At 45.5% G+C, this 19,775-nt stretch carries 18 protein-coding genes; all 18 read left to right on the forward strand.

Going from position 1 to position 19,775, the window contains the following annotated elements; all coding sequences use genetic code 11:
- Positions 1–461, forward strand: a 461-nt coding sequence (locus ATB74_RS20445; protein WP_279626309.1) for a flagellin, incomplete at its 5' end; no start/stop codon positions are given.
- Positions 462–1,073: 612 nt separating this feature from the next.
- Positions 1,074–2,204, forward strand: a complete 1,131-nt coding sequence (locus ATB74_RS20455; RefSeq protein WP_019820748.1) for a flagellin — start codon at positions 1,074–1,076, stop codon at positions 2,202–2,204.
- 81 nt (positions 2,205–2,285) lie between these two features.
- On the forward strand, positions 2,286–2,711 hold the full coding sequence (gene flaG, locus ATB74_RS20460) for a flagellar protein FlaG (RefSeq protein ID WP_048661526.1): 426 nt from the start codon (positions 2,286–2,288) through the stop codon (positions 2,709–2,711).
- Positions 2,712–2,733: 22 nt separating this feature from the next.
- A complete protein-coding gene (gene fliD, locus ATB74_RS20465) occupies positions 2,734–4,764 on the forward strand; it encodes a flagellar filament capping protein FliD (protein ID WP_061019568.1) in 2,031 nt (676 codons plus the stop codon).
- A 3-nt stretch (positions 4,765–4,767) separates the two neighbouring features.
- Entirely contained in the window at positions 4,768–5,073 is a 306-nt protein-coding gene (locus ATB74_RS20470) for a flagellar protein FliT (RefSeq protein ID WP_017060688.1), read from the forward strand.
- Positions 5,074–5,085: 12 nt separating this feature from the next.
- Complete coding sequence (gene fliS, locus ATB74_RS20475) at positions 5,086–5,496, forward strand: flagellar export chaperone FliS (RefSeq protein WP_004736194.1); 411 nt, start codon at positions 5,086–5,088, stop codon at positions 5,494–5,496.
- Between the two features lie 228 nt (positions 5,497–5,724).
- Complete coding sequence (locus tag ATB74_RS20480; protein WP_060983697.1) at positions 5,725–7,191, forward strand: sigma-54 dependent transcriptional regulator; 1,467 nt, start codon at positions 5,725–5,727, stop codon at positions 7,189–7,191.
- Positions 7,192–7,375: 184 nt separating this feature from the next.
- The gene (locus ATB74_RS20485) at positions 7,376–8,419 is read left to right on the forward strand and encodes a sensor histidine kinase (RefSeq protein ID WP_060983696.1); all 1,044 of its coding nucleotides are present in this window, start codon (positions 7,376–7,378) and stop codon (positions 8,417–8,419) included.
- Positions 8,420–8,449: 30 nt separating this feature from the next.
- Complete coding sequence (locus ATB74_RS20490) at positions 8,450–9,859, forward strand: sigma-54-dependent transcriptional regulator (protein ID WP_061019569.1); 1,410 nt, start codon at positions 8,450–8,452, stop codon at positions 9,857–9,859.
- A 132-nt stretch (positions 9,860–9,991) separates the two neighbouring features.
- Positions 9,992–10,303, forward strand: coding sequence for a flagellar hook-basal body complex protein FliE (gene fliE / locus ATB74_RS20495; protein ID WP_050644977.1), 312 nt, complete (start codon positions 9,992–9,994; stop codon positions 10,301–10,303).
- Positions 10,304–10,319: 16 nt separating this feature from the next.
- Positions 10,320–12,062 carry a flagellar basal-body MS-ring/collar protein FliF gene (gene fliF / locus ATB74_RS20500; RefSeq protein WP_060983694.1) on the forward strand — a complete coding sequence of 581 codons (1,743 nt, stop codon included), beginning with the start codon at positions 10,320–10,322 and terminating at the stop codon, positions 12,060–12,062.
- The gene (fliG, locus tag ATB74_RS20505) at positions 12,055–13,116 is read left to right on the forward strand and encodes a flagellar motor switch protein FliG (RefSeq protein ID WP_060983693.1); all 1,062 of its coding nucleotides are present in this window, start codon (positions 12,055–12,057) and stop codon (positions 13,114–13,116) included. The genes fliF and fliG overlap by 8 nt, the downstream gene beginning before the upstream one ends.
- A 125-nt stretch (positions 13,117–13,241) precedes the next feature.
- Entirely contained in the window at positions 13,242–14,042 is an 801-nt protein-coding gene (fliH, locus tag ATB74_RS20510) for a flagellar assembly protein FliH (RefSeq protein WP_048661519.1), read from the forward strand.
- Positions 14,042–15,361, forward strand: a complete 1,320-nt coding sequence (gene fliI, locus ATB74_RS20515) for a flagellar protein export ATPase FliI (RefSeq protein WP_017060680.1) — start codon at positions 14,042–14,044, stop codon at positions 15,359–15,361. Before fliH ends, fliI begins: the two co-directional genes overlap by 1 nt.
- 18 nt (positions 15,362–15,379) lie before the next feature.
- Positions 15,380–15,817 carry a flagellar export protein FliJ gene (gene fliJ / locus ATB74_RS20520; protein WP_061019570.1) on the forward strand — a complete coding sequence of 146 codons (438 nt, stop codon included), beginning with the start codon at positions 15,380–15,382 and terminating at the stop codon, positions 15,815–15,817.
- 182 nt (positions 15,818–15,999) lie between these two features.
- Positions 16,000–18,144, forward strand: a complete 2,145-nt coding sequence (locus tag ATB74_RS20525) for a flagellar hook-length control protein FliK (protein WP_061019571.1) — start codon at positions 16,000–16,002, stop codon at positions 18,142–18,144.
- A 90-nt stretch (positions 18,145–18,234) separates the two neighbouring features.
- Positions 18,235–18,723 carry a flagellar basal body-associated protein FliL gene (gene fliL, locus ATB74_RS20530; RefSeq protein ID WP_060983690.1) on the forward strand — a complete coding sequence of 163 codons (489 nt, stop codon included), beginning with the start codon at positions 18,235–18,237 and terminating at the stop codon, positions 18,721–18,723.
- Positions 18,724–18,730: 7 nt separating this feature from the next.
- A complete protein-coding gene (fliM, locus tag ATB74_RS20535) occupies positions 18,731–19,774 on the forward strand; it encodes a flagellar motor switch protein FliM (RefSeq protein ID WP_060983689.1) in 1,044 nt (347 codons plus the stop codon).
- Position 19,775: the final 1 nt, after the last annotated feature.

Raw genomic sequence — 19,775 nt, forward strand, 5'->3', positions numbered from 1 at the left:
ACATCAACGGTCAACAAGACTCTGTGAAAGCGTCTGTAACTGAAGATGGTAAGCTACAAATGTTTACTGGTAACAACAAAGTTGAAGGCGAAGTGGCATTCTCTGGCAGCCTTGCTGGCGAACTAGGCATGCAACCTGGCAAAGACGTAACCGTTGATACTATTGACGTAACGTCTGTTGGCGGCGCACAAGAGTCTGTGGCAGTTATCGATGCGGCACTTAAGTATGTAGACAGCCACCGTGCTGAGTTAGGTGCTTTCCAAAACCGTTTCGACCACGCTATCAGCAACTTAGATAATATTAACGAGAACGTTAACGCATCTAAGAGCCGTATTAAAGATACCGATTTCGCGAAAGAAACGACTCAGATGACTAAGTCTCAGATCCTTTCTCAAGCTTCAAGCTCGATTCTTGCTCAAGCGAAGCAAGCACCGAACTCGGCACTTAGCCTACTAGGTTAATCGATTGAAAGGCCACGTTGACTATAAGCGTTGTTGCTCATAAGCGTTAACGTTAGGCTTCCACAAATTAGCTCGTGGTGAGAGATGAGCGCTAAACAGACCCAGCTTCGGCTGGGTTTTTTATTGCCTGCGATTTGGCGAAGGTGTATTTGGAAAAGTGCAATGTTTGTTAATAGAGCAAAAGCTAGATTCCCTATCATGGTCGTCCTTCCCTGTAGGGAATGACGGGAATTGGGACGATGATGGTTTCCTCGCTTACTACATCGAAGCAATCTTTCATCTTCCCAAAATCGAGTAGAACGAGATATCAGGGATCTGCTTTGCTTTTGATGTGCAAAGTGACACTTATAAATGACTGAGGATGGGAAACTTTAGCGCATATCGGTCGATTAATTGAAGGCCGATCACATTTTTCCTTGTTGTTGAAAAGAATACGAAAAAAATCGCATTTTTTATTAAAGCTTCTAATTAAGGGGCCGTTAAAGGGATTGAGAGAAATGATATGTACCAATGTAAGGTGAGAGAGACACTGGTGCATAAACAAATTGACATGTATTTGTGTGAGGTGAGAGTCACATAAGTGCATTAAAAAATGCCTAAAGGAGATCAACTATGGCGATTAATGTAAGCACTAATGTGTCTGCAATGACGGCTCAGCGCTACCTGAATAGCGCGGCTGAAGGTACTCAAAAATCAATGGAGCGTTTGTCTTCTGGCTATAAAATTAATAGCGCAAAAGATGATGCTGCAGGCCTACAAATCTCTAACCGCTTAACGTCGCAAAGCCGTGGCCTAGATATGGCTGTGAAAAACGCGAATGATGGTATCTCTATTGCACAGACGGCTGAAGGTGCGATGAATGAGTCAACCAATATTCTGCAACGTATGCGTGACCTTTCTCTTCAATCTTCAAATGGTTCAAACAGCAAATCTGAACGTGTTGCGATCCAAGAAGAAGTCTCTGCTCTAAACACAGAACTTAACCGTATTGCTGAAACGACCTCTTTTGGTGGTAACAAGCTTCTTAACGGTACTTACGGTAGTCAATCTTTCCAAATCGGTGCAGATTCTGGTGAAGCAGTAATGCTGACTATGAATAACATGCGTACCGACACTCAAGACATGGGTGGCAAGAGCTACGGCGTAGAAGAAGGCAAAGATGCTTCTTGGCGCGTAGGTGCTGGCGCTGACTTAACGATCAAATACAACGATAAGTTTGGCGAAGCACAAGAGTTGTCTATTTCTGCGAAAGAAGGCAACGATATGGAAGAGCTAGCAACTTATATCAACGGTCAAAGCCAAGACGTTAAAGCGTCTGTTGGTGAAGGCGGCAAACTGCAACTTTTCGCTTCTAGCCAAAAAGTTGATGGTGATGTTGAGTTCGGCGGCAGCCTTGCGGGTGAACTTGGTATCGGTGCTGGCAAAGACGTTACTGTTAACGACATCGACGTGACCTCGGTTGCTGGTGCAAACGAAGCGGTATCTATCATTGATGGCGCACTAAAATCTGTTGATAGTAACCGTGCATCTCTTGGTGCTTTCCAAAACCGTTTTGACCACGCAATCAGCAACTTAGATAACATCAACGAAAACGTTAATGCGTCTAAGAGTCGTATCAAAGATACCGATTACGCGAAAGAAACAACGGCTATGACTAAGTCTCAAATCCTACAACAGGCGAGTACTTCGATCCTAGCTCAAGCAAAACAGTCACCATCAGCAGCTCTAAGCTTATTGGGCTAAACTTACCTCGGTAAGTAGCGGTAAACTCTACTTTGGGTAGAGTTTTACTGTTTGGCTCATAAAGGAGGGAGGGAGAGTGTTATGGAAATATCATCCAACGCATCGAACATCCAGCCTTATGGCTCACCTAATGGCATTAAAATTGCAAGCGATGAAGGTAGTAGTGCGTCGAGTATTTCGCGACTAAAAGAAGCAACATCTTATGGCAAGGTAGAGAAATCGAAAGAGGAAGCTACCGAAGCGGCGATTCAATTAGCTCAACATAGACAAGAGTTAAATGATGAAGAGCGAGTCAAAATGGTGGAGAAGGTAAATGAGTTTATCTCTTCTCTCAATAAAGGTGTGGCTTTTAAGGTCGATGAAGAATCTGGAAGAGATGTGGTTACCATTTATGAGACCACAACCGGTGATATTATTCGCCAGATCCCTGATGAAGAAATGCTTGAAATTCTAAGACGCCTAGCAGCCCAAAACTCGAATAGTCGAATATTTGAGGTGAAGGTTTAAGTCGTATTATTGAGGTGATTTAATGAGTTTTGGCCCAATGGGGATTTCGTCTGGTATGGATATTAATTCCATGGTCAGCAAAATTGTTGATTCGGAGCGTGTACCCAAACAGCAACGAATCGACAATGAACGAACGCGAATCGATACCAGCATTAGTGCCTATGGAAGACTCAGAGAATCTCTTGATTCGATGAAAAACCTGATGACAAACTTTCGTCAGGAAAAAGCTTTTGCTGTGCGAACAGTTGAAAGTACCGATGAAGGTCTTGTCTCTGCAACCGCGACTACCGAAGCGATCGCTGGCAAATATGCCATCGATGTGTTGCAGCTTGCCCAAAGCCATAAAGTGGCTTCTGATGTACTGTCAGAGGACATGAAATTTGGCCCAGGTAAGCTGCAGGTTTCGCTTGGTGATAACAGCTTTGATGTACAAGTTGGCGACAGATCGAAACTTATCGATGTTGTTCGCAGTATAAACGGTGCTGATAGCAACCCAGGCGTTCGTGCATCTATTATCAACGATGTCGAAGGTCCAAGACTTATCGTAGCCTCGAACCAGTCTGGTTCCGATCAGCAGATCAGCATCAACGTTGAGTCAGATGCTGCTAATCCCCTAAAAAAACTCGAATACAAAACGCTTGAAGAGCGAGTTAAAGCGCTAGAGAAAGCGCGCGTTGCTGCTCAAGATATTTTAGCTCTAACCCCTGCTGGAAAAGCCGTCGAATTCATCGATGAAGCGATCGCTAACGATGACCCAACAAATGTGAGTGAAACACTCGACGAAGATGGCAATATCATCCCAGCAGCCCAAACCGATTCTACTTCAGATGTTGACGGAGACTCTAAAAGTCTCAGTTACGGTGAGCAAGCCGCAGCCGACGGCCAAGCTGCCCTAGACGCAGCTCAGGCGGCAAAGTCGGTGATGCCAGAAGACAATATCCCTGGCTGGACTGAAACCGCGTCAGGTACGCTTTTAGATTCTTATTACACACCAGAACCTGAGCTTGATGAAAAAGCGATAGAGAAGGCACCTGATGTACCGGGGTGGTCAAATGCTGCCTCTGGTACTCTGACCGATTCATACGTGACACCGAAAGAAGCTCAACAAAAGCTTGAGGCTGAGCAAGCACGTATCGAAGAGAAAATCTCACAAGAAAAAGCCGATCTGGCCGAGAAAGTTCAAAAAGGCGAACTCACTGCAGAACAAGCAAAAAAGATTGAGCGTGCAAAATTAGAACCTGAAGAGCGTGAGCATTTGGAGAAGGTCGACAAAGCACAAGCTGACCTCGCACAGGCTCAAGAATCTTTCGATACCTACAGTGGTATGACGGAAGTTCAAGCCGGACAAGATTCAATGGTTGTCTTGGATGGCGTTGCTCAACTCTCTAGTAATAATAATGTGATTGAAGATGCCGTTGAAGGTATTGATATTACGGTGAAGGGAAAAACGCCAAAAGATAAGCCACCGGCAGAAATTGGTGTGGAGTACGACCGCAATAGTGTACGTCAAGACATTGAAGCCTTCGTTAACTCTTACAATCAGTTTTACCAGGTGTCTAAGAGCTTGGCTGGTGTTGATCCAACGACCGGTCAAAAAGGGCCGCTTTCTGGAGACAGTACGGTTCGTAACGCCGATTCTCGATTGAAAGGGGTATTTTCATCAAGCATTGAAGGCGCACCTGATAACCTAAAATCTTTGACCGAGTTTGGTATCACGACCACAAGACAAGGCTCGCTAGAAATCAACTACGACATGCTTGACCGTCAACTCAACAATAACTTTGATAAGTTAGGTGAGTTCTTTGGCGGTAACAACGGCTTCGCCAAAAAAGTGGAAGATGCGATTCAAGGTATCACAGGTATCACGGGCTCAATTCGTACTCGAGAAAAGAGCTTAGTCGAGCAAAACTACCGTTTGGTTGATGACCAGAGCGCGCTTGACCGCCGTATGGATAGCCTTGAGAACCGTACACACTCTAAGTTCACGGCCATGCAAGATGCGACCAGTAAGATGCAATCCCAGCTAGGCAGTATGATGAATGCGTTGGGCTAATAGATGAATAGCCAGCTACAAGAGCTTTGTGAACTCGATCAACTAATTATCTCTAAACTGGAATTTAGTGAAATTAATGCTGAAGAAATAACGCAGCTTGTCGATAACAGAGAACAGTTATTGCAAAACGTGCTTCAAATAATCGACTCACATCCCGACGTTAAGCAAAGTTCTGAATGGTTTGAAGCCATTACCAGAACCAGAAAATTAGTCGAATTGATGCAGTCTGAGACGAGTCGAGTAGGTAAGACCCTACACAAATACCGTCACGGCGCTAAATCAGTTCAACAATACAAAAAGTTTTTATAGAAGAGGTTTACTATGCGCGGTTCTTTACAGGCATATAAAAAGGTATCAGTGGATAGTCAGCTAACGGCTGCCTCACCGCATAAGATTGTACAAATGCTAATGGCCGGTGCTATCGAGCGTTTGATTCAAGGCAAAGCGGCAATGCAAGCAGGCAACATCCCAGTGAAAGGTGAGCGACTTGGTAAGGCTCTAGATATCATTATTAGCCTACGCAGTTGCCTATCTATGGACGATGGTGGCGATATTGCGAAAAACCTAGATCAACTTTATGAGTTCATGATCACGCAAATTTCTGCGGCAAATCACAAAAATGACCCACAGCCTATTGATGATGTTATCGATATTATCCGCGAAATTAAGAGCGCTTGGGACCAAATTCCGAACGAATATCACAACTTGACGTCCGCTGACGTAGGTATTTAAAGAAAAATTGCAGTTTTAACCAATCTCATATCCCTTAATTGGTTGGTTGCCTTATTTTTTTAATCAAATAAAATAGAAGCCATTAGATAGCCTAATGGCTTTTTTCGTTGCTGATTTCCTAAATTTGTCCACGTAGACCATAATCATTGATACTTTTCTCTGTTTTATAGACTACGTCGCTCACCGTTTTTCCGCATCGCACCAAAATAAAGGCAATAATTCCTACTTATGCAAGGTTTGGCAAAACTGCTTGTCGTCGACGATAACGCTCAAGATCGTCACAATTTAAGCACAATATTAGAGTTTGTAGGAGAGAGCTGCGAAGTAATCAGCTCTGAACAAGCACGTAAAGTTGACTGGTCACTACAGTGGGCCGGCTGCATTATTGGTACCATTAAAGGTAAAGGCTTCAACGCATTACTGAATGAGAAGCTTGTTCACGCTAATCACATCCCTTTACTGGTGATTGGCAAAAACAATCACCCGGTTGACGAGTTGACTAACTATGTTGGTGAGCTTGAACTTCCTCTTAACTACCCGCAATTAAGTGATGCATTAAGACACTGTAAAGACTTCTTAGGCCGTAAAGGTGTTCAAGTTGTGTCTTCGGCACGTAAGAACACACTGTTTCGCAGCCTAGTAGGACAAAGTGCTGGCATTCAAGAAGTACGTCACTTAATTGAACAAGTCTCTTCTACGGAAGCGAACGTACTGATTCTTGGTGAGTCAGGCACAGGCAAAGAAGTTGTGGCGCGTAACATTCATTACCACTCTAAACGTCGTTCAGGGCCTTTCGTACCAGTGAACTGTGGCGCGATTCCACCTGATTTGCTCGAAAGTGAACTGTTTGGTCATGAGAAGGGCGCGTTTACTGGTGCAATTACCGCTCGTAAAGGCCGTTTTGAATTGGCTGAAGGTGGCACACTGTTTCTCGATGAAATTGGCGACATGCCAATGGCGATGCAAGTTAAGCTGCTAAGAGTACTGCAAGAGCGATGCTTTGAGCGCGTAGGTGGCAACAGCACCATACAAGCTGATGTTCGTGTAATTGCTGCAACCCACCGTAACCTTGAAGATATGATCGATGATGATTCGTTCCGTGAAGATCTTTACTACCGCTTGAATGTATTCCCAATCGAAATGCCGGCGCTTCAAGACCGTAAAGAAGATATTCCACTGTTGCTTCAAGAATTGATGACTCGAATGGAAGCGGAGGGCAGTATGCCTATCTGCTTTACCGCTCGTGCGATTAACTCTCTAATGGAGCACTACTGGCCAGGTAACGTTCGTGAACTAGCGAATCTCGTTGAGCGAATGGTTATCCTGTATCCAAATAGCTTGGTTGATGTGAATCACCTACCAACTAAATATCGATACAGTGATATTCCTGAATTCCAGCCTGAGTTTAATAGCTTTGTCTCTGAAGAAGAGCAAGAACGTGACGCACTTTCCGACTTGTTCGCAGAAGATTTTAGCTTTGATCAGCAAGATGAACTTGCCGACAACGCCAATGCTCCTCAAGAATTACCGCCAGAAGGGGTTAACCTGAAAGAGCTACTTGCAGATATGGAAGTGAATATGATCAATCAAGCTTTGGAAGCACAGGGCGGCATTGTTGCTCGTGCTGCTGATATGCTTGGAATGCGTAGAACCACTCTGGTTGAAAAAATGCGTAAATATAACTTGCAGCGATAGTGTCCAATTTTCGATGAAAACGAAAAACTAGCACACACTTTTTAGCTATTTAGTAACTCTAGCTAACTGAACAGATAAACCATAGTCGAGTTGTTGCTTGCTTAACTATGTGATAAATATAGCAAATAGCCTGACTCGTGTTGTACGTCTCAGGCTGTTTTAGTATTTGAGGCAAATTATTGACATGCACGTAGCTAACGAACCAGAAAATCAATCACACCTAGATTCTGTTGAGCAGCAGGTTGAACGCTATAAGCAAGTACTCGATGTGATGCCTGCAGGGGTTATCTTGTTAGATACTCATGGCGAAGTGAGAGAAGCTAACCCTGAAGCGCACCGTATCCTTGGGGTTGAGTTGGTTGGTGAGAAGTGGTTTTCAGTAATTCAAAGTGCCTTTGACCCAAAAGACGATGACGGTCATGAGATCTCATTGAAGAACGGGCGAAAAGTGCGTTTGGCGATTTCAGCGTCAACCACGGGGCAGCTGATTTTGATCACCGACCTGACTGAAACTCGTCTATTGCAGTCTCGCGTGAGTGACCTTCAGCGCTTGTCTTCATTAGGCAGAATGGTGGCCTCGCTTGCCCATCAGGTTCGTACGCCACTTTCAAGTGCGATGCTGTATGCATCAAACCTTGCCGCGCCAAACCTGCCGCCGGCAACAAAAACGCGTTTTCAATCTAAGCTTATGGATAGATTGCATGACTTAGAGAAACAAGTGAACGACATGCTGTTGTTTGCCAAAGGTGGTGACAACAAAGTGGTTAAGCCATTTACTGTGGCTGAATTGATCACAGAATTTCACCCTATGGTGGAAGCGGCATTGAAAACCAACCAGATTGATTATTGCCAGGAAGTTGAGGGCGAACAGACTCAAATGTTTGGTAACGCCAACGCTATCGCCTCAGCGTTAAGTAACTTGGTGTTGAACGCGGTTCAAATTGCGGGCAAGGAATCGCAGATTGATGTTTTTTTTAGGCCCGTAAACGGCGAGCTTAAGATATCAGTGCAAGACAGTGGTCCCGGCGTACCGAAAGAGCTTCAAGGTAAAATTATGGAACCCTTCTTTACCACTCGTTCGCAAGGTACAGGTCTAGGCTTAGCGGTTGTACAAATGGTATGTCGAGCACATGAAGGCCGACTGGAATTGATATCAGAAGAAGGGGATGGTGCATGCTTTACCATGTGCCTACCGCTGGAAAGAAGTGCTCCTTCTGAAGACTTATAAGTTTTAACTGAATTTACACTGGAGAATTCTATGGCTCAAAGCAAAGTGTTAATCGTCGAAGATGATGAAGGTCTGCGCGAAGCCCTTGTCGACACGCTCGCGCTTGCTGGCTATGAATGGCTGGAAGCGGATTGTGCGGAAGATGCTTTGGTCAAATTAAAATCGAACTCCGTTGATATTGTCGTATCAGACGTTCAGATGGCAGGCATGGGTGGTTTGGCACTGCTAAGAAATATCAAGCAGCATTGGCCAAACTTACCTGTATTGTTAATGACAGCGTATGCCAACATCGAAGACGCTGTTGCCGCAATGAAAGAGGGCGCTATAGACTATATGGCAAAGCCATTTGCGCCTGAAGTTTTGCTAAATATGGTGAGCCGTTATGCTCCTGTAAAATCGGATGACAATGGCGACGCTATTGTTGCCGATGAGAAAAGCATCAAGTTAATGATGTTGGCTGATAAGGTGGCTAAAACCGATGCCAACGTCATGGTATTAGGCCCAAGTGGTTCTGGTAAAGAAGTGATGTCCCGTTACATTCACAACGCTTCTAGCCGAAAAGATGGCCCGTTTGTCGCGATTAACTGTGCAGCAATTCCCGACAATATGTTGGAAGCGACATTGTTTGGCTATGAAAAAGGCGCGTTTACTGGCGCTATTCAAGCTTGTCCGGGGAAATTCGAACAAGCGCAGGGCGGCACTATTTTGTTGGATGAGATCAGCGAAATGGATCTTAGCTTACAAGCTAAATTACTGCGTGTGCTGCAAGAGCGTGAAGTTGAACGTTTGGGTAGTCGCAAGAGTATCAAATTAGACGTCCGCGTATTGGCGACCAGTAACCGAGATCTAAAACAGTATGTTTCTGAAGGGAACTTCCGTGAAGATTTATACTATCGTCTGAATGTATTCCCAATTTCTTGGCCTCCGCTTTGCGAGCGTAAAGGTGATATTGAGCCTTTAGCCAAGCACTTAGTTGAGCGCCATTGCACCAAACTTGGTATGCCAGTACCAGTGATGTCAGCACAAGCAATCAGCAAACTCGTCAACTATCCGTGGCCGGGCAATGTTCGCGAATTAGACAATGTGGTACAGCGTGCGTTAATATTGAGCGAGCAAGAGAACATCTCTGGTGAGCACATTCTTCTGGAAGGGGTTGACTGGCAAGACGCCAGTGGCCTACAGCAGATTGTGGAAGGCAGTGATGTTGCAACGCCAGAAATTAAGCCGGTTGCTGAAGCAAACCCAATTAACAAAATAGTTGCTAGCAGTGAAGGGCTTGGTAATGAGCTTAGAGATCAAGAGTATGCGATCATTCTTGAAACTCTGATCGCATGTAATGGCCGACGTAAAGATATGGCTGAAAAACTGGGTATTAGCCCACGCACATTACGTTACAAGTTGGCGAAAATGCGTGATGCTGGAATAGATATCCCAAACTAAGGATAGATTAGTAGTGTCAGCTTTCTGACTAGTGTAATACGATATCTAGTCAATTTAATGTGTGGCACGCTAATTGCTCTGTCAATAATATAGCTAAATAGATGGTCATAATTTTGACTCCTGAGGTAGTAGATGAGAATAGATGGTTTACAAGGCGAAATGCAGGCAATGATGGTTGAAGCTGCCAGCGCGCGTCCCGCAGCAACGGGGCAAGCGGTCGGTGCAGATTTTGGCAACATGCTGACTAGTGCCATCAATAATGTGAACTCATTACAAAAGACCTCAGGTGATCTTCAAGCTCGTTTTGATAGCGGCGACCAAAGCGTATCCCTATCGGACGTGATGATTGCTCGTAATAAATCTAGTGTGGCTTTTGAGGCGACGATCCAAATTAGAAATAAATTGGTCGAATCGTACAAAGAGCTGATGAATATGCCGGTATAAGTTGGGTAGTTAAATAGTGGCAGATAATAGTCAAACAACAGATTTAACCGTAAGCGATAGCAACGACCACGCACTTATTGCAGGCTCTGAGCTAGACGGAGAAGGGCAAAATCCCGATCTAGGTGAACGCAGTTCGTCGAAATTCGATATGGCTGTCGGTGATCTCGATTTACTTCGTCAGGTCGTCTTAGTCCTTTCTATCTCTATCTGTGTAGCGCTGATCGTGATGCTGTTTTTCTGGGTGAAAGAGCCTGAAATGCGTCCACTAGGAGCTTACGAAACAGAAGAGTTGATTCCCGTTCTTGACTACTTGGATCTGCAAAAGATCGAGTACACGCTTGAAGGCAACACCATCTCAGTACCGGCTAGTGAGTACAACTCTCTGAAGCTCAATATGGTTCGAGCTGGTTTGAACCAAGAGCGAAACGCGGGTGATGACATCCTCATGCAAGACATGGGCTTTGGTGTATCACAACGTTTAGAACAAGAACGCCTTAAATTAAGCCGCGAAAGACAGCTTGCCAAAGCCATTGAACAGATGAAACAGGTGCGTAAAGCTCAGGTTTTACTGGCGTTGCCGAAGCAGAGCGTGTTTGTGCGTCACAATCAAGAAGCTTCAGCTTCCGTATTCCTAACCCTTAAAACAGGCAACAATCTTAAGCAACAAGAAGTTGATTCTGTTGTGGATATGGTCGCTAGTGCCGTTCCGGGAATGAAAACCTCACGTATTACGGTGACTGATCAGCATGGTCGACTGTTGAGCTCAGGCTCTCAAGACCCTATGTCTGCAGCGCGTCGTAAAGAACATGAGTTAGAGCGCAACCAAGAACAAGCATTGCGTGAAAAAATTGACTCTATTCTGATTCCTATTCTTGGGTTTGGTAACTATACCGCTCAGGTTGATATTCAGCTCGACTTTAGTGCAGTGGAACAAACCAGAAAACGTTTTGATCCGAATACACCTGCGACTCGAAGTGAATACACCTTAGAAGATTACAACAACGGTAATACTGTTGCGGGAATTCCAGGTGCTTTGAGTAATCAGCCACCTGCTGATGCCTCAATCCCACAAGATGTTGCTCAGATGAAAGACGGCTCGATGACGGGGCAAGGCTCGGTTCATAAAGAAGCAACTCGAAACTTTGAGTTAGATACAACCATCAGCCATGAACGTAAACAGAGTGGCACGGTTAACCGCCAGACGGTATCGGTAGCGATCAAAGACCGTCAATCATTGAACCCAGATACGGGCGAAGTAGTTCATACTCCAATCCCTGCGAGCGAAATCAATGCGATTCGTCAGGTATTGATTGGTACTGTCGGTTTTGATGAAAGCCGTGGTGATTTACTCAACGTGTTAAGTATGCAGTTCGCACCACAAGTGACAGATGTTGTGGCAGATGTGCCTATCTGGGAGCATCCAAACTTTAATGATTGGGTTCGTTGGTTTGCGAGTGCCTTAGTTATTATTGTGGTGGTATTGGTACTTGTTCGCCCTGCAATGAAGAAACTGCTTAACCCAGCAGCTGATAATGATGATCAAATGTACGGCCCTGATGGCATGCCAATTGGTGTCGACGGCGAAACCAGCTTAATTGGTGGTGATATTGAAGGTGGTGAGCTGTTTGAATTTGGTTCAAGCATTGACTTGCCAAACCTTCATAAAGACGAGGATGTGCTGAAAGCAGTACGTGCACTTGTAGCGAATGAACCGGAGCTAGCAGCTCAAGTAGTTAAGAATTGGATGGTAGATGGCTAACGAAATAGTTCCACAACAAACTGAAGGCGGTGAAGTGCTTGATGTCTCTAGCGTGGATATCGACTCTATCTCAGGCGATGAGCGCGCTGCGATCTTGTTACTCAGTTTAAATGAAGAAGACGCTGCTGGTATTATTCGTCACCTAGAACCAAAGCAGGTTCAGCGTGTGGGTAGTGCGATGGCGCGAGCTACGGATCTATCTCAAGAGAAAGTAGGCGCAGTGCACCGTGCTTTTTTAGATGATATTCAGAAGTACACCAACATTGGTATGGGTAGCGAAGACTTCATGCGTAACGCGTTGGTGGCTGCTCTGGGTGAAGACAAGGCGAATAACCTTGTTGACCAAATCCTTCTTGGCACAGGCTCGAAAGGTTTGGATTCGCTTAAGTGGATGGATCCTCGTCAAGTGGCGAGCATCATCATCAATGAGCACCCTCAAATTCAAACTATTGTTTTGTCGTACCTCGATGCTGATCAATCGGCTGAGATTCTGTCTCAATTCCCAGAGCGTGTTCGTCTGGATTTAATGATGCGTATTGCCAACCTTGAAGAAGTTCAACCTTCGGCGCTTGCTGAGTTGAACGAGATTATGGAGAAACAGTTTGCAGGTCAAGCGGGTGCTCAAGCTGCCAAAATTGGTGGCCTGAAAGCTGCGGCTGAGATCATGAACTATATGGACAACAATGTAGAAGGCGTCTTGATGGATCAAATTCGAGATCAAGACGAAGACATGGCAACTCAGATTCAAGATCTTATGTTTGTCTTTGAAAACCTTATTGAAGTGGATGACCAAGGTGTTCAGCGACTGCTGCGTGATGTTCCACAAGACATTCTACAGAAAGCACTTAAAGGTGCTGATGATGGTCTACGTGAGAAGATCTTCAAGAACATGTCTAAACGTGCTTCCGATATGATGAGAGACGATATTGAGGCGATGCCGCCAGTGAAAGTCTCTGACGTGGAAGCGGCTCAGAAAGAGATATTGGGTATTGCGAGGAAGATGGCAGACAGTGGTGAGATTATGCTGTCTGGTGGCGCCGACGAGTTCCTTTAATACAGAAACCTCAAAAGCCCCACACTGTTGGGGCTTTTCTTTATCCAATTTCGAACCACAGATTAACTCTGTTTAACTGCTTGAATTGACAATGTAGTTGGACGTACTCATAGATAGGTACTGATATGTCAGGTGATAGAAAACGCGGCTTCCTTCGCCCTGAAGAAGATAATACGGTTGCCCAACCTCAGAAATGGGGGCTACCTGACTATACCTCTGATGTGAATAAACAAGCCAAAGAAACGGCGTTTAACTACGATCCTGGTTGGATGCCGACAGTTGAAGAAGCCATTGAAGATGAAGAGTTGGTTCTAACTGAAGAGCAGATTGAACTGATCAAACAAGGTGCTTATCAGGAAGGTCTTCATCAAGGGCAAGAGGCTGGTTTTAAACAAGGTTACGAAAAAGGCAAAGAAGAAGGGTTTGCCGCTGGCCACGAAGAAGGCAATCAAGCCGGTAAGCTTGAAGGCGTGACTGCTGGGCAAGAGTACATTCAGCAACAAGTTGCCATCTTTATGGGGCTTGCCAACCAGTTTGCTCAGCCACTAGAGCTGATGAATGCTCAGGTTGAGAAGCAGCTGGTAGACATGGTACTGACCATGGTCAAAGAAGTGGTTCATGTTGAAGTGCAAACCAATCCACAAATCATATTAGATACCGTGAAAGAGTCGGTAGAGTCCCTGCCAATTTCTGGTCATGCGATTACCTTGAAGCTTAACCCGGAAGATGTGGCGATCATTCGCTCTGCATATGGCGAAACAGAATTGGATTGCCGTAATTGGACGCTAGTTGCGGAGCCTGCACTTAATCGTGGTGATGTACAAATTGAAGCGGGTGAATCAAGCGTTAACTACCGCATGGAAGATCGCGTGAAAAACGTCATTCAGAACTTCTGCGGTGCAAACCGTCACCAGGGTCATGAGTAATGCTTGAGTTAGCGAACCGTCTTAGCCAATACAAAGTCGAAGGGCTAAAATCGCGACCAATTGCATCAGGTAAGTTAGTCCGCGTTGTTGGCTTAACGCTTGAAGCTACTGGCTGTAAAGCTCCGATCGGCAGCCTGTGTCTAGTTGAAACTATGTCTGGTCAGATGGAAGCCGAAGTCGTCGGCTTTTCAGGCGATAACCTATTTTTGATGCCGAGTGAGCAAATTACTGGGATCTTACCTGGCGCTCGTGTGACACCGATGACCACTGAAAGCGGCATCCCTGTAGGTATGGAACTGCTTGGTCGAGTGATCGACGGCGTAGGCAATCCACTCGACGGGCTAGGTCCAATCTATACTGAGCAACGCGCTTCATTTAATGCTGAGCCAATCAACCCTTTAGCTCGTAAACCGATTTCTGAACCACTCGATGTGGGTTTAAAGGCGATTAATGGCCTACTTACCGTAGGTAAAGGACAACGTATCGGTCTGTTCGCTGGTTCTGGTGTCGGTAAGTCGGTTACGCTTGGTATGATGACTCGAGGCACAACCGCGCAAGTAGTGGTTGTAGGTCTAATTGGTGAGCGTGGACGAGAAGTTAAAGAATTTATTGAAGAGATTCTTGGTGAAGATGGTCGTAAGCGGTCGGTGGTGGTCGCGGCTCCTGCTGACTCATCGCCATTGATGCGACTGAAAGGCTGTCAAACTGCGTTGGCCGTAGCCGAGTATTTCCGCGACCAAGGTTTAGATGTTTTGTTGTTGATGGATTCATTGACCCGTTTTGCTCAGGCTCAGCGTGAAATTGCTCTGTCTGTTGGTGAGCCGCCAGCAACTAAAGGTTATCCGCCATCAGTATTCGCCAAGCTTCCGGCGCTGGTGGAACGTGCGGGTAACGGCAATGATGAACAAGGTTCGATTACGGCCTTCTTTACCGTGTTAACCGAAGGCGATGACTTACAAGACCCCATTGCTGATGCGTCGCGAGCGATCCTTGATGGGCACGTAGTGTTGTCGCGTGAGATGGCGGATGCGGGTCATTACCCTGCGATCGATGTAGAGAAGTCCGTCAGTCGTGTTATGCCGCAAATTACCACTGAAGAACATGTCTTGATGTCGAAAGCGGTAAGGCAAGTACTGTCTATTTGTCGTAAAAACCAAGACTTGGTATCGATTGGTGCTTACAAACCGGGTACTGATCCTGCGATTGATAGTGCCTTTACCTTGAAGCCGAAACTGGACGAGTACTTACAGCAGAAGATGAAAGAAACGGTTCCTTACGATATGTGCGTCAACATGTTGAAGCATGTGTTGGGTGGCTAATGGTGAATAAGGTTAGTCATGGATAACGCATTAGAATTTTTGCTCGATCAAGCTAAAGATCAAGAGAACCAAGCTGTACTCGCGCTCAACAAAGCGAACTCGGAGCTGCAAGGTTACTATGAGCAGGTAGCGCAGATTGAAAAGTACCGACTTGATTACTGCCAGCAGCTTGTTGACCGTGGCAAGGCAGGGTTAACGGCGAGTCAATATGGTCACTTGAACCGCTTCTTAACTCAATTAGATGAAACGCTTTCTAAACAGAGAGAAGCGGAGCACCACTTTAAAAATCAAGTCGATAACTGTCAAAACTACTGGATGGAGTTACGCAAAAAACGTAAATCCTACGAGTGGTTGATGGAAAAAAAGCAGAAAGAGAAAGCAAAACTGCAAGATCAAAGAGAACAAAAGCAAATGGATGAGTTCTCGACTTTGTTATACAACCGAAAGAAGATGTGATCCTAAGCCACGAATAAGGTAGCCACTGCTCTTTAGGTTGAGAGAACAGAACTTATAGGCATGTTTCTTGCTCCGTTTTATATAAAATTGCGCATCGTGCCCACCAAAGGCATGAAAAGCACCCGACTTTCTTTTTGTTGCATGATTCATCGCAGCAAAGCTAGTAGATAGAGCTTGTATATATGAATGTTAGTCTTTCCTCAAATTCAGCAACCAACAAAACGTCATCGTTGTTGGACACCGGTTCTACCTCTTCAAAGGTAGAAGAAACCGGCGACGCTAAAGGTTTCTTTGAATCTTTTAAAGAAGCGCTCGGCTTTGAAGAAAGTGACAGTAAAGCCGTAGTAAAAGACACTGAAAACGCGTCGAAATCTGACGAAAAGCAGGCCGCTACTGAAGGTGAAGCGTCAGCTGAAGCGAAGAAAAGTGATTCAGCGAAATCAAAGGCGACTGACGAAGTGAGCGAAGCACAAAGTCAACAAGTGGCTTCAGAAATCGAGGGCGACAAAGCCACAGATATAACATCTGCAGAGGCTGTGTCTGGAGCGGAGGCTCAGCTCAAAGCTAATTCAAGTACTGATAGCACCATCGTTGATAACACTGCTGTAGATAAGGCGGATGGTAAAGATGCGCAGGCTACGACTAACGATTCTAAAGAACAGGCTTCTCAATCTCAAGCTCAGGATTCACCAGCTGTAGATGGTTCTACGCAGGCGTCGCAAGCCAACGCAGCGATGAGTGAAGGCAATAAATTGCTTGGTCAGTTGGATGAGGCAAATAAAGCTCTAAATCAAGCGCCAAACGGCAAAGGCTTGCCTCAGCAAGGTCAGATAGATCAAGCCCAAGGTAATGTCGCGGGCGCTTCTGTTGCAGGAACTTCAATTGCGGGTAATGCGACACAACAAGCTAGTGCAGCAAATCAAGAGAAGAGCCTTGAGGTCGATTCTGAAATCGCTGTGCTTACCGGAGGTAAGGGAGTGTCTCAGTTAACAGATGATGAAATTCGACAGCTGATGGATAAAGGCGTTACCCCAGAACAAATTGAAGCAAGTATGAGCCGAGAGCTGAGCCAAAAGAGCGTGGTCAGTGAGAATGCTGCGGATCAGGGTCAAGCACTCTCAGCAGCGGATATGGAACTTGCAAAACAAGTTGATGCCCATACCCAAGCGCTCAACCAATTGAATGGACAAATCGAGTCAGAACAGTCTGTTGTCGATGGTCTGGTTCAAAAGCAACAAAGTGGCGCTGAGTTGACGGTCGATGAGCAAACTGCACTGGCTCAAGCAACCTCTAACTTAGAAGTATTGAATCAACAGCTAGCCAATGTTCAACAGCAAGCAACGGCTTTACTAAGCCAAGCCCCAAACGTGAACAGTACGCCTGATGAACCCACCGCAATTGATTGGGATAATAGTGATTCAAATGAAGCCAAAGCCTTAGCTACGGTGGCATCAACAGCGGCGGTTACGACTGCTGCTCAGCAAGCGACAGCACAAGCTTCGGCGCAATCGGTAAGTAACGCTGCTGCCACTCATGCTGCAAATGATAAAGCGGCAATGCTACACGCCAATAATGCGCATGCGGCTCAACAGGCAGCAGCTCAACAAGCTAATGTTGCTTCGCCTCAGCAGCAAGCTACGTTGGATCCGGCTTTAACAGCACAAAGCCTAGCGATGAACACAACGCCAGTCGCTACAAAAGCGGGCTCTACTGATGCGTTTCTTAAAGCGGGCGCCGGTACCGCTGTATTATCTGGTTTGGGTAAAGCGGGTGCTAAAGAAGATTCTAAAGATTCGGCCTTTGCTCAGCAGATCGCTGCTGCGGCTGGAGTTCAAGGTACAGCAACGGTTGGTTCGGCTCCCACTCGAGCTGAAATTCAAGCTGCTCAACAGGCACCTTTACAGCTTACCAAGGAGTTAGCGAACGAGCAGGTTGCGGAAAAAGTTCAAATGATGATGTCTAAGAATCTCAAGAACTTGGACATCCGTCTCGATCCACCAGAACTGGGGCAGATGAAAATTCGAATGACCATGAATAATGACGTGGCGAATGTGCACTTTACAGTGAGCAATCAGCAGGCGAGAGATGTGATTGAGCAAACCTTACCTCGTCTGAGAGAGATGCTGGCTCAACAAGGGATGCAGCTTGCCGATTCGTCAGTTCAACAACAGAACTCTGGTCAGGGTCAAGATAGATACAACAATGGTGAGCAACAATCCGGCGCTAACCGAACAAATGATGGCCAAGGTGATGAAAACCTTGATAGTGGCAGCAATCTTGAATTGAATGTCGCATCAAAGCGTGATGGAATTAGTTATTATGCCTAATATCAGGCTAAGCACACTTAGTTAATAGACAGAACCAGTTAATAGAAATTACCGTCAGTTAATCGAAAGAACAGGAAGTTAGAGCAAAATATGGCAGAAGAACAAGATGCACCTAAAGGGAAGAGTAAGCTCCTCATAATCATTATAGCGGTAGTCGTTTTACTGCTTGGCGTAGGTGGTGCACTGTTCTTTTTCTTAGGCTCTGATGATAGCGCCTCAGAATCTCAGTCTCAGCCTGCTACTGCTGTGGTCGCAGCCGAGCCTGTTATGTATGTTAATATCCCTCAGCCCTTCTTGTTCAATGTGACAGGTGATAAAAAAGACCGCCTAGTTCAGATAAAAGCACAGCTGATGGTGCGTGGCAGCAAGAATGAAGACTTGGCTCGTTACCACTCTCCTCTTGTAGAGAGTACGTTATTAGCAACGTTCGCTTCAGCAACGGTTGATCAATTGCGCTCTCCAACTGGGCGAGTTGAACTGCGAAATAAGGCGACTGAAGATATTAAAGCAAGCCTGGCTCAAGCTGTTGGCCAGCCTGTGATTGAAAAAGTGTTATTCACTGACTTCGTAATTCAATAGGTAATTTGTGACCGATTTATTAAGCCAAGACGAAATTGATGCGTTATTACATGGCGTTGATGATGTTGAAGACGTAGAAGATGTCTTAGAAACCGACAATGATAGTGCGGTCAATTTCGACTTCTCATCTCAAGATCGAATCGTCCGTGGTCGAATGCCGACCCTTGAACTTATTAACGAGCGTTTCGCACGTCATATGCGGATTAGCTTGTTTAATATGTTACGTAAAACAGCTGAAGTGTCGATCAACGGCGTGCAGATGATGAAGTTTGGTGAGTACCAAAACACATTGTATGTACCCACTAGTTTAAACATGGTTCGTTTCCGCCCGTTGAAAGGCACGGCGCTTATTACCATGGAAGCTCGTCTTGTTTTTATTCTCGTAGAGAACTTTTTTGGTGGTGATGGACGCTTCCACGCCAAGATTGAAGGTCGTGAATTCACGCCAACCGAAAGACGAATTATTCAGTTACTGCTGAAAATTGTTTTTGAAGATTACAAAGAAGCTTGGTCTCCAGTGATGGGGGTTGAGTTTGAATACTTGGATTCTGAAGTGAACCCAAGTATGGCGAACATTGTGAGCCCAACAGAAGTGATTGTTGTCAGCTCATTCCACATTGAAGTGGATGGCGGTGGTGGTGACTTCCACGTCGTGATGCCTTACTCCATGGTAGAGCCGATTCGTGAACTGCTGGATGCCGGTGTTCAATCAGACAAAATGGAAACCGATGTTCGTTGGAGTACCGCGCTGCGTGATGAAATTATGGATGTGCCGGTTAACTTCCGTGTGAACTTGCTAGAGCAAGATATTTCTCTGCGTGACTTGATGGAGCTGCGCCCCGGTGACGTCATCCCAATGAACATGCCTGAGCATGCGACTATGTTCGTTGAAGAGCTGCCAACGTATCGTGTGAAAATGGGCCGTTCCGGTGAGAAGCTCGCAGTACAGATTTCTGAAAAAATTCAAAGACCACATGTGGTTAAAACTGATCTCGCTTTTCTAGGCAAGGACTTAATGTCTGAGCTGGAAAATAGCGACGATGACGAATAGC

Origin of the sequence: Vibrio splendidus, from assembly GCF_001557875.1 — a bacterium.
Classification (GTDB): Bacteria; Pseudomonadota; Gammaproteobacteria; order Enterobacterales; family Vibrionaceae; genus Vibrio; species Vibrio splendidus_F.

What these genes read in the sequence shown, in the direction of transcription:
- flaG (WP_048661526.1), top strand. Translation starts at nt 2,286, where the DNA reads ATGGAAATATCATCCAACGCATCGAACATCCAGCCTTATGGCTCACCT.
- fliL (WP_060983690.1), top strand. Translation starts at nt 18,235, where the DNA reads ATGGCAGAAGAACAAGATGCACCTAAAGGGAAGAGTAAGCTCCTCATA.
- ATB74_RS20490 (WP_061019569.1), top strand. Translation starts at nt 8,450, where the DNA reads ATGGCTCAAAGCAAAGTGTTAATCGTCGAAGATGATGAAGGTCTGCGC.
- ATB74_RS20470 (WP_017060688.1), top strand. Translation starts at nt 4,768, where the DNA reads ATGAATAGCCAGCTACAAGAGCTTTGTGAACTCGATCAACTAATTATC.
- fliG (WP_060983693.1), top strand. Translation starts at nt 12,055, where the DNA reads ATGGCTAACGAAATAGTTCCACAACAAACTGAAGGCGGTGAAGTGCTT.
- ATB74_RS20525 (WP_061019571.1), top strand. Translation starts at nt 16,000, where the DNA reads ATGAATGTTAGTCTTTCCTCAAATTCAGCAACCAACAAAACGTCATCG.
- fliH (WP_048661519.1), top strand. Translation starts at nt 13,242, where the DNA reads ATGTCAGGTGATAGAAAACGCGGCTTCCTTCGCCCTGAAGAAGATAAT.
- ATB74_RS20485 (WP_060983696.1), top strand. Translation starts at nt 7,376, where the DNA reads ATGCACGTAGCTAACGAACCAGAAAATCAATCACACCTAGATTCTGTT.
- ATB74_RS20480 (WP_060983697.1), top strand. Translation starts at nt 5,725, where the DNA reads ATGCAAGGTTTGGCAAAACTGCTTGTCGTCGACGATAACGCTCAAGAT.
- fliJ (WP_061019570.1), top strand. Translation starts at nt 15,380, where the DNA reads ATGGATAACGCATTAGAATTTTTGCTCGATCAAGCTAAAGATCAAGAG.
- fliI (WP_017060680.1), top strand. Translation starts at nt 14,042, where the DNA reads ATGCTTGAGTTAGCGAACCGTCTTAGCCAATACAAAGTCGAAGGGCTA.
- ATB74_RS20455 (WP_019820748.1), top strand. Translation starts at nt 1,074, where the DNA reads ATGGCGATTAATGTAAGCACTAATGTGTCTGCAATGACGGCTCAGCGC.
- fliD (WP_061019568.1), top strand. Translation starts at nt 2,734, where the DNA reads ATGAGTTTTGGCCCAATGGGGATTTCGTCTGGTATGGATATTAATTCC.
- fliS (WP_004736194.1), top strand. Translation starts at nt 5,086, where the DNA reads ATGCGCGGTTCTTTACAGGCATATAAAAAGGTATCAGTGGATAGTCAG.
- fliE (WP_050644977.1), top strand. Translation starts at nt 9,992, where the DNA reads ATGAGAATAGATGGTTTACAAGGCGAAATGCAGGCAATGATGGTTGAA.